Below are 12,722 nucleotides of genomic sequence, written 5' to 3'. Positions count from 1 at the left end.
GGGTTAAATCGCCGATAACGATTTTCTTAAATGAATAATCTGTTGGGCGATTTCAAGTGCACGCGCATACTCATGCATCTTCTCCGCTTCCTTTGACTCATGCATCTTTTGTTGAATTTCTTGCTCAATTCTATATTTTTGCAGCTGACGTATGGAGTCCGTGACCTCTGCATCTGCTTGGTCAGGATCTCTTTCCGCTAATGCCGCTTCCATTACAATCTTGCGTAATTCAGCGTCATCTAATATCTCAACAAAACGCTGATAATCAGGATGACCATATTCCTCATAAAATCCTACTAAGCGAACAAAAACTGCCATATAAGCATCTCGTACAAATGGATCTTTTTGCTCACTACGTAATACCCTGTCCACTACATCTATATTATGAAGCATATGAGCCAGTAATAAACGTTCGGCACGTTCAGCTGCGTCCATAGGCTTATGTTGCTGAGTGACCGGCATCGAAGGCGTTTGAACAGGCATTTCCACTTTTGCGGAACGAACCTGATTGGCCTCTAGCTTTCGGAATTGAGCATAAATTGCTTCTTCCGAGATGTTTGTTTCTTTCGATAGCTGTCTTATATACAAATCTCGTTCAACTGGTGATGATCTACCTACCAGTTGTTCAAGAACTTCTTGAATATATTGAAGCGTATCATTTTCAAACTGAAAGTTCTTATTTCGTCTAGCATGCATCATCATAAAAGCAATATACGCATGAGGGTTTTCCAAAATTTGTTCTTTAAAGGCTTGTCCACCTAAACTACGAATGTATTCATCGGGATCTAGCTTATCTGGTAACACCGCAATATTGACTTTCATACGTTCCGTTTGAAGTAACTGTGCTGCTCTTTTCGCCGCATCAAACCCAGCATTATCACCGTCATAGCAAATCGTAATCTGCTCTACTAAGCGCTTTAGCTTTGTGATATGCTGATTCGTAAGCGAAGTGCCCATTGTTGCTACAGCATTCGTTACACCCACAGAGGTTGCTGCTAAAACATCCATAAACCCTTCCATCAATACTACTTGACGATTTTTTCTAATCGAGGTTCGTGCTTTATCTAGGTTATATAGCACTTCACTCTTTTGAAAAATTGGTGATTCTGGACTATTTAAATATTTTGCCTCTTCACCAGTAGATGAAAGGATTCGCCCTGAGAATGCTATAACCTTTCCGTTCTCATCACGAATGGGAAACATAATACGCCCTCTAAAACGATCAAAATAGCGTTCTTCCCCTTCACGCTTAATTACTAAACCGCTTTCCGCGATTTCTTGTAAGTTATAACCTTTTCTTTCAAGCAATATCGTTAATGCATCAAAGCTTGGAAGAGACCATCCAATGCTATTAGATTCTATAAGTTCCCTTGTAAATCCTCTTTCTAGCAAATAATTTAAAGGTTCTTCACCATCTTCAGTATTTAACAGTAAATGATGAAAAAAATCTGCTGCAAAAGCGTGAGCTTCTTTCATCCTTTCTTCCGCTTTAGATACCTTTTTCGTTACTTCAGGTAAACTTGGCCCAATATCTAACTGTATGCCAACACGTTCACCAAGTTTCACGACAGCGTCAGGAAAAGAAATACCTTCTATATCCATAACAAAAGTAATAGCATTACCGCCTGCACCACAACCAAAGCAATGGAAAATTTGTTTGTCTGATGACACAGAAAAAGATGGCGTTTGTTCTCCATGAAATGGACAGAGCCCAAACCAATTGCGCCCACGCTTTGTAAGCTGCATGTATTCGCTTATGACATCAACAATCTCCGATTGTGAGCGAATCTGTTCAATCACTTCTTCAGGAATCTTCCCTGCCAAATCTTATCACCATCTTTTAAATTACGTTCTAAAACACAATTCGCTATCCGATTTAAAAATCCTTTATTTCTCGACAAAAAAATAGGATTTTTCTCTTAATAAATATTTTTACCACAATTTTATTATTATAAAACAAAAATTAGTTTTTATCTATACTATTTTCAAAACCACTCAAAAAAACCGCCTCTATCCATGAGGTGGTTTATCATCATTCGTTTCTTATTTACAGTTCGAGATATGCTCAATAATGACGTTCGCTGTTTCCTCAACAGCTTTGTTTGTCACATCAATAACCTTACAACCGATTGTAGCGACAATTTTTTCAAAATGTTGGATTTCCTCTAATATTCGATTATGCTGCGCATAGATAGCATCATCATTCAATCCAAGAGACATTAGTCTCTCTTTTCTAATTGAGTTTAATTTATCAGGAGAAATAATTAAACCAAAACATTTTTTCGGATCAATTTGTAATAGTTCTTCTGGTGGCTCCACCTCTGGTACTAAAGGTACGTTCGCCACCTTATAGCGTTTATGTGCTAAATATTGTGATAACGGTGTTTTAGAGGTACGTGAAACACCGACTAACACAATATCAGCCTGTAAAAGACCACGTGGATCTCTACCATCATCATATTTTACTGCAAATTCAATAGCCTCTATTTTTTTAAAATAATCATCATCTAGCTGGTGAACAATTCCTGGTGCTTCTAATGGGAATTCTTCCACAAATGTTGTCATTGTTTTTAAAGCAGGCCCTAAGATGTCGACAGCATAGACATTTTCATGCTCACACAATTCATGTAATAACGATCGCATCTCCTGGCGAACAAGCGTGTATACAATAAATGCATTCTGTTTCGCTGCAAGGCATACAATTTTCCGAATGAGCTCCTCTGATTGTATATGAGGAAAACGGCGAATTACTGTGTTTTCCAAACTAGGTCGAAACTGGCTAATAACCGCTTTCGCTACTTGATCACCTGTTTCACCGACTGAATCAGATACAACAAAAACCCGTAGTCTTTTCATGCTGCTCTCCTTCAACTATTTAGTCATTCTGTGCCAGTGATAAGAAAGCTCGTGTAATCGTTGTTTTTGTAAGACGACCAACGATTTTCAAACCACCTTCTTGTGGCTCTACTACTGGTAGCGAATCAACTTCTCGTTCTATTAGTTTATTCGCTGCAACAACTAAAGAATCTGCTCTCTCACAGTACGAAATATTTGGCATTCGTGTCATAATTATATGTACAGGAATTTTGTTTAAATCCTGTGTGCCAATACTTGTTCGTAATAAATCTTTTCGAGAAAGTACCCCTGTTAAAAACTCATTTTTATCTACGACAAAGAGTGTGCCAACATCCTCTGAAAACATGAAACAAATCGCATCGTAAACAGTCATTGTTTCCGGTACAACAACTGGCCCTGAATGGAAATCTTTCACTTTTAAATTGTTAATACTATCCGTCAATGTAACGGATGCTTTTTTACCTGAATAGAAATAGCCAACACGAGGTCTAGCATCTAAAAAGCCCGCCATTGTAAGTATTGCTAAATCTGGTCTTAAAGTTGCTCTTGTCAGATTGAGACGTTCTGCAATATGTTCGCCTGTGATTGGGCCGTTTTCTTTCACAATTTGTAAAATGTCTTCCTGACGTTTATTGAGTTCGATTGGACTCACCGCCTCAAATCTAATAGTGTTATACTTATGCTCCAATTATTATATACTATTTTAATAATTATTGCGAAGAAAAGAACTACATGCTACAATATTGACACATACGCTTGCTCTAAATGTATTTTCGAGCGATTTGCGTTTTATAGGCGATGATAGGAAAAAAGTATCTGTTCCACTTTAAAGCGAGTAGAAGATGGTGAAAGTCTACATAGTAACAGAGAAAAGGCACTCCTTGAGCTAACTTTTTTGAAAAGAGGTTTTAAACAACGTGTTTAAAACAATCAGGGTGGAACCGCGGGTTTTAGCACTCGTCCCTGGGCATTCATTGTGCCCGGAGACGGGTGCTATTTTTAATTTAGTCCTACCTAAATTAAAAAAATCTCTAGCGAATTGTATAGATTCGCTAAAACAAAATCAATGTTCACTCTGTGAAAACTATGAAGGAGGCTATTTTTTATGGCAAACAAATCAATGGAAACAATCGTATCTTTAGCGAAGCATCGCGGCTTTGTCTTCCCTGGCTCTGAAATCTACGGAGGCTTAGCAAACACTTGGGATTACGGTCCACTAGGTGTTGAATTAAAAAACAATGTTAAAAAAGCGTGGTGGCAAAAGTTTGTCCAAGAATCAGAGCACAATGTTGGAATAGATGCTGCAATTTTAATGAACCCAAAAGCTTGGGTTGCTTCTGGTCACGTTGGCAACTTTAATGACCCAATGATTGATTGTAAAGCATGCAAAGCGCGCCATCGTGCTGACAAAATTATCGAGGACGCTGCGCTAGCAAAAGGCGATGAAATCATTGTCGATGGTATGACATTTGATCAAATGAAAGAAACGATGATTAAGTATGACGTAGTGTGCCCGGATTGTGGTAAAGCTGATTTTACAGATATTCGTCAATTTAATTTAATGTTTAAAACATTCCAAGGTGTGACAGAATCTTCTACTAATGAAATTTATTTACGCCCAGAAACAGCACAAGGTATTTTCGTAAACTTTAAAAACGTACAACGTTCAATGCGTAAACGTACACCATTCGGTATTGCACAAATCGGTAAATCATTCCGTAACGAAATTACACCAGGTAACTTCACTTTCCGCACACGTGAATTTGAACAAATGGAACTTGAATTTTTCTGCAAACCTGGCGAAGACCTTGAATGGCACGCATATTGGAAAGAATTTTGTAAAAATTGGTTATTAAATTTAGGCATGAAGGAAGATTCTATGCGTCTTCGTGATCATGAAGAAGACGAATTGTCTCACTACTCAAATGCTACAACTGATATTGAATTTAAATTCCCATTCGGTTGGGGCGAACTATGGGGCGTAGCGGATCGCACAGATTTCGATTTAAAACAGCATATGGAGCATTCTGGTGAAGATTTCACTTACATTGACCCAGTATCAAACGAACGTTATGTTCCATATTGTATCGAGCCTTCTTTAGGTGCAGACCGTGTAACATTAGCATTCCTTTGCGACGCTTATGACGAAGAAGAGCTTGAAGGGGATGATAAGCGTACAGTGTTACGCTTCCACCCTGCTCTAGCACCATTTAAAGCTGCAGTTCTACCACTTTCTAAAAAGCTTTCGGATGAAGCTACAGATGTATGGGCAGAGCTTCGTAAATCTTTCCCAGTTGACTTTGACGAGTCACAATCAATCGGTAAACGTTACCGTCGTCAAGATGAAATTGGTACACCATTCTGTATCACTTACGATTTTGACTCAAAAGAGGATGGTCAAGTTACAGTGCGTCATCGCGATTCAATGGATCAAGTTCGTATGCCAATTACAGATGTGAAAGCATACATCGAAAAACATCTTCAATTCTAAAATTCATCAGTATAAAGAGGGAGTCGCATTTTAAGCGACTCCCTCTTCCTTATGTCTTTAATAATGAAAACAAGCGCTCTTGCATTTTCTCCTCAAATGAAAACCTTTTCATATTCATGCCTACTAAACTAATAAGTAGTTCCTCAATATCTACAAGCGAATAAAAAAGGAATGTTCCTTCTCGCATCGTGCGAACTCTCTTATCAACTGTCAGCTCTTCCCCAATAAAGTACGCTACATTTACGTTACAATGTTCCATTAATTGCGTAATGCTCTGGTCATCATCTGGATTAATAAAGAACGGCACAATTTTATCAATATACAAAATACTTTGCACAAGTTTAATGAAGAAATTTTCACGTAGTGAAGTTTCCACAACTAATATCGTTGTTTTCTCATGCTGATAATCCATATACAATATATGTAATTGCTCTTCTAACAGTTTCTTTAATATAGTAATAGAGTTCCTGTATTTTTTCACATCTGTTTGAATTTCCCTTGTTAATAAACGTAGAATTCGAAAGGCAGGTAAAAATATTTTTAAAATAATTTCTTTAGGATGTAAATGATCTATTAATTTATTAAAGTAGACTCTTAAGCCATTTTCGTCACAACGAATTAATTGTTCTATAAATAAATTAAAAATTTCTTCAAAGCTGTTCGCACGATAATCAATCATTTTCGCAATTTTCACATTATAATTTAAAGGTAAAATCATTGACTTTTGTTCATCCAACAACTTAACTTTAGGTAACGTTGGGAATAAATCATAGACAAGTTCTACTTGTGCACTTCGATTATTTGATAATTGAACGACCGAGTTAACAGGATAAATCCCTAAGCACTCTACAAATTTGTGCATAAATTTCTCGTTATATAAATGTCGATCACGATATAAAACAGCTAATGCATCTGTTGCAGCATATCCCGAATGATATACACGCTTTGATGTCATAGCTGAATAAACATCTATAATTTGCAGTAATTGAACTCCCTCACGCATATCGTCCTCACAAAGCTTATTCGGATAACCTTTACCGGCAAAACGTTCATGATGATCACGTGCTAAATAGGCAATATCCTCTTCCCCATTTTCTAAGAGCAACTCATAACCTTTAGTCGTATGAGTTTTAACAATGTCAAACTCATCTTCTGATAATTTCCGTTTTAAATTTAATATTTCTTGCGGGATAAACACCTTCCCAATATCATGGAACAAATAGCCCCTTGCTAGCGTTACAATATCGGTTAACCCTAAATAACGTGCAAAGATAGTACCTAAAACGAAAACATCAAATGAATGAACAAAGGAATACTCATCCCATTCCTTTAATCGCATAAGTAATTCATAGCGATGTTTTTTTTCTAAAATTTGTGCAAAAACATTTTGTACATAAGTAGTATCTTGGGTACTTTTTAAAATTTGACCATAGCGCAATTCATGCACAACATTTTCTAATGTAGTCATAAAAAGGGTATTCACCTTATCTTTATACTCTCCTACGTCATCCTTCTTATCGAGTAGTGGTGCAAATATATCCCAGCAATCCTTTGTATGCTGCATACTTAAATCATGAACAATTCGGACTGAATTAGTTGGTAAATATACAGATAGTTGGTCTACTTTTCTAAGCTTAAGTAAAGCAATAATTCGTTCCGTTAAAACTAAATCTTTTTTAGCGAGTAAACGATAATCAGAAAAAATATCTTCAGCTAAAATATCATTGGCTTCAACTTCATCAATACTTAACGTCACTTTTCTTAGCATATTTTCTGCCACATATGCAATATCCAAGCATTATGTGACTCCCTCCTTCTTCGATAGACTGCGTTGTTCATCAATTATGCCTCGGCACAATTGCGTTTTGGAGGCTTTAACTTCTTTCAACGGACGTTTGGACATACGCTGAAAGAAGTTAAAGATCATCTATATTATTTACAATAGCATAGATTAAAATGCCTTTTCAACTAGTTTATGGTATACAAATGAATCGTTACTACTATGTTTATGTTAAAAACTATTCAAAATTCAGTAATTTATATCTAACCAATTCTGTTAACAACAGCTATCAACAACCATAAAAAAGATAGAAAATCCTATACAATAGAACTAAAAGCATATTTTTATAATTTATAGTTAAATTTATATCACAAATAATATTTTCTGTAAATTACAAAAAATCACTCATTTCGTCCTAAAATCTCACAATACTATACAAACATTACCTTTTAAGAAAATTTTACATTATTGAAATCATTTTTATATATTTTATCTCACCTAAAATACGTCCCAGCCGATAAGGAATTAATAGCTAATACTTGTTGATGAACAAGCATTTTATCCATGTTAATTTTTAACATCATATAATTCCCTCTATTCTCATCTTCATCATTTTGATATAAATAAAGTATTATAGTTAATCTTAAACGTTAAATAACAATAATTTAACAATTCATGGAGATTCCAACCTATTTAACAGGATGGTCCTAGCTATAAAAATTTTTTATGTACTTTGGAGGAATTTTTTTGAAAAGCAATCGTTTTTATCACATCGCAATGGCATCAGCACTAGCAACAAGCGCTATTGCCATTGCACCCCCGGCACATGCTGCATCGGTATTCTCCGATGTGAAAAATGTGTCATCTGAAGAAGGTCAAGCTATTATTAACTTAGCTCAACGTGGCATTATATCAGGCTACCCCGATGGCACTTTTAAACCTGAGAATTCAATTACTCGTACACAAGCTGCGAAAATTTTAGCTGGTATTTTAAAGCTAGATACGGTTCATGTGAAAAATCCAAATTTTAAGGATATAAAACCCGGCGATCCAAATTATGGCGCAATTGCTGCTTTAGCAAATGCAGGTATTATTAGCGGAACTAATGGCTATTTCAACCCAACTAAAAATATTACACGTGGACAAATGTCAAAAATGATTGTAAAAGGTTTTAAATTACCAATTACAAACGGCATTTACATTCCTTTCGATGATGTCGACGAAGGTAGCGAATACGAACCATATATAAAAACACTTTTTGCCAATAGCATTACAAAAGGTACAACGCCTACTACCTTCGGACCACAAACTAATGTAAAACGCTCCCAGTTAGCACTTTTTGTTGTACGTGCTGAAAAAGCTCAAGGCAACGTCACAATTTTTGCTAGCCAATTTAAGCAAGACTATATCTTTGCTTCTTATGGCGGCATTAACCCCGCAGAGGATATCTTTACATGGGTTGAAGATGAAGAAGATTATATGACAGAGTCCATTACAATTAAACCGCTTAAAGAAGGCACAGGAAAATTAGTTATTACGGGCTTTAAAGAAGATACGGAAGAATTTACAGATGTCTATTACTTAGTAAATGTGAAGAAAGTAAACGGAAAGCTACAAACAACGCTTCAAAAAGTGAAAGAAGAGGATTATGCAGAAAACTTACCGCTAAACTTAATGGAAAGTAATTTAAAATTTGTTCCTACTAAGGTAAGTATTCAAACTGCAGATGGTCAAGCTTTATCTCCTGAATTATATAGTTTTAAACCAACGACTAATTCTGCTACACTTTCTATCTTTAAAAATGGTCAATATATGCTTACTTTCACTAACGGTACTCAACAACAAATAATGGCTGCTGATGTCAATACATATGATTTCGTGCGTAGTATTGATTTGTATCAAGTTACAGATGAGTTAACGTTTTCAAGTAGCGATCTATCGTTCGAGCCAACACATGTTGCCTTAGAAAAATTTAATTCTGAGCCAGCTGCTGTGAAAGCGACAATAAAGGATAAGAAAGTAAATGTTACACCATTAGCAGAAGGCACATCTATTTTACATATAACAGGTAAAAATGGTGAAACTGCTTACCTATATATTGATTTTCTAAAAATCGCTAATAAATGGGCTGCTTCTTACGAGTTCTTGGAAGATCCAGAAGAATATTAATATTTTGTAATGTAAAAAGTAAAATGCCAGAAGATCATAATTAATGGTCTTCTGGCTTTTTTACTTGATCGGTACTCGTTCTTAACTGAAATTCAGGCGTTCTTTCAAGCTGTTCAATAAATTTTTTAGTCTTAAAACGAATTCCTGTTTGTTCTTCGTAAATTGTTGTAATTATTTTTTTAATAAAATATTTGGTTTCCTTTTTTAATTCTAATTTCCCAATTTGGTCAATTGGAACAGTATAGAACATTCGGATAAGCTTAAGCTGAGTCGGTGTTAATCGAATGATATAAGGATCATGATGATAACAACGATGACACAAAAAACCTCCCTGCACAAAAGAAAATGCAAATTCACCGTCTACTGCCCCACAAGCAGCACAAGCATGTAATATAGGCTGCACACCCGTATAGGGTAGCATTTTCCATTCAACGAACAATGTAATGGCCTCCGGGTCGTAACCTTCCTCAATTGCTTGTAATGCTTGAAGGAGCACATCAAATGCAAGTGGCTCTGGTTTCCCCTCTTCTACTACACGTTCGACAAGCTCCATTATATAACTTGCATAGGCCGTTGCCATTATATCCTCACGAATATGACGCATTGAATTTAGATGCTCTCCTTGTTGCAATGTCCCCATACCGGTATGATGCTGTACCATAAACATGCCATACGTAAATGGCTGTGTCACGGATGCTAGCCTACTGGAAGGCTTCTTCGCTCCACGCGCCATTGTTGCAACCTTTCCTGCTTCTCTTGTTAGTAATGTTACAATTTTATTTGATTCCCCATAGGCACGCACCTTTAGGACAATTCCTTCCCATTTATGAAGCATCGATCCTCCTCCTTTCTACAAGCTTTGCAATCAATAATGCGCGTCCGGAGGCTTTAGAGCTAACGTAGCGACAGCAACACGATGTTGGTCACTCAGTCATGTATTGCACAGTCGTTTGCTTTCGCACAGCAATATTGCCACAAGATGTGGTGTCCTTAGACTGCGTCCCTCTATTTCAGCAGTGTCCAAATTCCTGTAGCTTTGCTTTCGCTACAAAAAACACTTGCTGAAAGAAGTGAAAATAGAGCTCTCCAATAATTATTGGACAGCTCCATTTAAAACTACAGCGATAAACAGGAATGTTAGTAAGCTTTGGAACTTAACAGCTTTTCCTATTAATATTCATCATCACGGAAACCGAAGTCACGTAAATGTGTTGATTTATTTCGCCAATCCTTTTGTACCTTTACCCAAAGCTCTAAATACACTTTTGAACCAAGAAGCATTTCAATATCTTTTCTTGCACGTATCCCTACTTCTTTTAATAGCGCTCCACGTTTACCAATGACAATCCCTTTTTGAGAATCCCTTTCCACGATAATTGTTGCTGCTACACGAATTTTATCTTCATTTTCTTCATCACGGCGAATTTTATCAATAACAACAGCAATGGAATGGGGTATTTCTTCACGCGTTAAATGTAACACTTTTTCACGAATTAACTCTGAAATAATAAAACGCTCAGGATGATCTGTTACTTGATCTGCTGGGTAATATTGTGGACCTTCTGGTAAATACTTCGCTAATGTTGCTAATAAATTTTCAACATTATTCCCTTGTAATGCGGAAATTGGAACTATTTCAGCAAAGTCATAACGCTCTTTGTAACTTTCAATAATCCCCATTAGTTCATCAGGATGAATTTGATCGATTTTATTAATCACTAGGAAGACAGGCGTTGGATTACCCGCCAACATTTCAAGGATAAATTCGTCACCTTTCCCAAGTTTCTGCTCTGCATTTACCATGAACATAATAACATCCACTTCACGCAAAGTATTTTTAGAAACCTTTAGCATAAAATCCCCTAGCTTATGTTTTGGCTTGTGGATTCCTGGTGTATCTATAAAAATCATTTGGCTATCATTTGTTGTTAGTACACCTTGTACTTTATTTCGTGTTGTTTGTGGTTTATCACTCATAATCGCAATTTTTTGACCTATAACACGGTTTAAAAATGTTGATTTCCCTACATTTGGGCGACCGATTATGGAGATAAAACCTGACTTATAGCCATTGTTATTTTCCAGCATTCTCTAAATCCTCCGTTGTGAATGCAAACGGTAGTAATTCGCCTACAGACGTTACCGTGACATCACCTTTTAAGTTTGTTAAATATACAGGCATAGATGGTTTGCAAAATTCTATCATCACTTGACGACAAGCCCCACATGGCGCACATGGCCCATCCGTATCAGCTACAATAGCGATCGCCTCAAAATCATAAATACCTTCTGATACAGCTTTGAAAAAGGCTGTACGTTCAGCACAATTGGTCATACTATAGCCAGCATTTTCAATATTGCAACCATGAATAACCTCTCCATTTTTCGTTAAAATCGCCGCGCCAACTTTAAATTTTGAATAAGGTACATAAGCCTTTTCACGCGCTTTTTTTGATTCTTCTAGTAATGCATGCATATCAATTGTCATTATGTTCTCCTCTACAAATCCATTTCGCCTTGGCGTAATTGAATAAATCATATTTCTTCAGCACAACTGTTACTACTTCATGACCGATTAATGATTTTTTGTACTATCAAAACCATTTTGGTATAAATATGAGTAATCCGATTATAGCACTGAATATCGCAAATACAAGTACTGCGCCTGCTGCAAGATCTTTAGCCTGCTTTGCAAGCGGATGGATATTAGGTGAAGCTAAATCCACTACTCGTTCAATTGCAGTATTAATCATTTCAAGTACTAACATTAGTGCTATTAATAGCAACACTATATACCATTCAATATGTGATAAATCCGTAAAATAGCCAGCAATCAAAACTATTCCTGCACTTAGCAAGTGGGACTTGAAATTTTGCTCGGTACAGGCTGTAATGATACCTTTAAAGGCATACCCAAAGGAGCGTACGAATTTGCGAACATTCATTTATTCTCGTCCTAAGCCGAAAGTTTGTAAAATCTCATCCTGCTTACCGAACATCACCTTTTCATCTTCTGGCACCATATGATCATAGCCAAGTAGATGTAAGAAACCGTGAACCGCTAAAAATCCTAATTCCCGCTCAAAAGTATGCCCGTATTCTTCTGCTTGTTCTTTCGTACGATCTGTTGAAATAATAATATCTCCTAACACACGGGGCATCCCTTCAAATGTTACTTCTATTTCTCCCTCACCTAACTCCTCCAAGGCAAAAGAAATAACATCTGTCGGTTGATCCTTGTCACGATATTCTCGGTTGATTTCTTGAATCGCATCATTTGTAACAAACGTTACTGACACTTCTGTTTCCGGCTCCATATTCTCTATTTTCGCAGCATGCTGCAAAAGCTTTTCAACAAGCTCCATATGCTCAGCAGCTACTTCATTTGTTTCATCTGTAAAATCAATTGTTAAAATCATAGATCCT

Annotated in this window: 11 protein-coding genes; 2 read left to right on the top strand and 9 right to left on the bottom strand. The window is 36.5% G+C overall.

Annotated features, from left to right (window positions below):
- Nucleotides 1-3 precede the first annotated feature (3 nt).
- The 3 genes from dnaG to ccpN all read right to left on the bottom strand — a co-directional run bounded on the left by dnaG (nt 4) and on the right by ccpN (nt 3,508).
- Entirely contained in the window at nt 4-1,824 is a 1,821-nt protein-coding gene (gene dnaG, locus PVA17_RS11770) for a DNA primase (protein ID WP_274067783.1), read from the bottom strand.
- Nucleotides 1,825-2,043: 219 nt separating this feature from the next.
- A complete protein-coding gene (locus tag PVA17_RS11765) occupies nt 2,044-2,856 on the bottom strand; it encodes a pyruvate, water dikinase regulatory protein (protein WP_248716551.1) in 813 nt (270 codons plus the stop codon).
- Nucleotides 2,857-2,875: 19 nt separating this feature from the next.
- Complete coding sequence (gene ccpN / locus PVA17_RS11760) at nt 2,876-3,508, bottom strand: transcriptional regulator CcpN (protein WP_248716552.1); 633 nt, start codon at nt 3,506-3,508, stop codon at nt 2,876-2,878.
- 453 nt (nt 3,509-3,961) lie between these two features.
- Between ccpN and PVA17_RS11755 the strand changes: the two genes are divergently transcribed.
- Complete coding sequence (locus PVA17_RS11755) at nt 3,962-5,347, top strand: glycine--tRNA ligase (RefSeq protein WP_132356817.1); 1,386 nt, start codon at nt 3,962-3,964, stop codon at nt 5,345-5,347.
- Nucleotides 5,348-5,396: 49 nt separating this feature from the next.
- Here PVA17_RS11755 and PVA17_RS11750 read toward each other — a convergent pair whose 3' ends face one another.
- Nucleotides 5,397-7,142: an HD-GYP domain-containing protein gene (locus PVA17_RS11750; RefSeq protein WP_274067782.1), complete on the bottom strand. Its 1,746-nt coding sequence runs from the start codon at nt 7,140-7,142 to the stop codon at nt 5,397-5,399.
- Nucleotides 7,143-7,874: 732 nt separating this feature from the next.
- Here PVA17_RS11750 and PVA17_RS11745 point away from each other — a divergent pair.
- Nucleotides 7,875-9,296 carry an S-layer homology domain-containing protein gene (locus tag PVA17_RS11745; RefSeq protein WP_274067781.1) on the top strand — a complete coding sequence of 474 codons (1,422 nt, stop codon included), beginning with the start codon at nt 7,875-7,877 and terminating at the stop codon, nt 9,294-9,296.
- Nucleotides 9,297-9,336: 40 nt separating this feature from the next.
- On the opposite strand, the gene recO is transcribed toward PVA17_RS11745, so the two are convergent.
- The 5 genes from recO to ybeY all read right to left on the bottom strand — a co-directional run bounded on the left by recO (nt 9,337) and on the right by ybeY (nt 12,715).
- Nucleotides 9,337-10,131 carry a DNA repair protein RecO gene (gene recO / locus PVA17_RS11740; protein ID WP_132356819.1) on the bottom strand — a complete coding sequence of 265 codons (795 nt, stop codon included), beginning with the start codon at nt 10,129-10,131 and terminating at the stop codon, nt 9,337-9,339.
- Nucleotides 10,132-10,466: 335 nt separating this feature from the next.
- Nucleotides 10,467-11,384, bottom strand: a complete 918-nt coding sequence (era, locus tag PVA17_RS11735; RefSeq protein WP_132356820.1) for a GTPase Era — start codon at nt 11,382-11,384, stop codon at nt 10,467-10,469.
- The gene (locus tag PVA17_RS11730; protein ID WP_132356821.1) at nt 11,371-11,784 is read right to left on the bottom strand and encodes a cytidine deaminase; all 414 of its coding nucleotides are present in this window, start codon (nt 11,782-11,784) and stop codon (nt 11,371-11,373) included. Before PVA17_RS11730 ends, era begins: the two co-directional genes overlap by 14 nt.
- Nucleotides 11,785-11,890: 106 nt before the next feature.
- Nucleotides 11,891-12,241, bottom strand: coding sequence for a diacylglycerol kinase family protein (locus tag PVA17_RS11725; protein WP_132356822.1), 351 nt, complete (start codon nt 12,239-12,241; stop codon nt 11,891-11,893).
- The gene (gene ybeY, locus PVA17_RS11720) at nt 12,242-12,715 is read right to left on the bottom strand and encodes an rRNA maturation RNase YbeY (RefSeq protein WP_132356823.1); all 474 of its coding nucleotides are present in this window, start codon (nt 12,713-12,715) and stop codon (nt 12,242-12,244) included.
- Between the last annotated feature and the right edge of the window lie 7 nt (nt 12,716-12,722).

It is taken from the genome of Lysinibacillus sp. CNPSo 3705 (assembly GCF_028674935.1).
Classification (GTDB): Bacteria; Bacillota; Bacilli; order Bacillales_A; family Planococcaceae; genus Lysinibacillus.
Note: the sequence above shows the minus strand (reverse complement) of the source record. Positions and strands in the feature narration are given on the sequence as shown.

Bases quoted from the DNA above. Each gene is read 5' to 3' on its own strand.
- ybeY (WP_132356823.1), bottom strand. From the start codon at position 12,715: ATGATTTTAACAATTGATTTTACAGATGAAACAAATGAAGTAGCTGCT.
- PVA17_RS11765 (WP_248716551.1), bottom strand. From the start codon at position 2,856: ATGAAAAGACTACGGGTTTTTGTTGTATCTGATTCAGTCGGTGAAACA.
- PVA17_RS11725 (WP_132356822.1), bottom strand. From the start codon at position 12,241: ATGAATGTTCGCAAATTCGTACGCTCCTTTGGGTATGCCTTTAAAGGT.
- era (WP_132356820.1), bottom strand. From the start codon at position 11,384: ATGCTGGAAAATAACAATGGCTATAAGTCAGGTTTTATCTCCATAATC.
- PVA17_RS11755 (WP_132356817.1), top strand. From the start codon at position 3,962: ATGGCAAACAAATCAATGGAAACAATCGTATCTTTAGCGAAGCATCGC.
- PVA17_RS11730 (WP_132356821.1), bottom strand. From the start codon at position 11,784: ATGACAATTGATATGCATGCATTACTAGAAGAATCAAAAAAAGCGCGT.
- recO (WP_132356819.1), bottom strand. From the start codon at position 10,131: ATGCTTCATAAATGGGAAGGAATTGTCCTAAAGGTGCGTGCCTATGGG.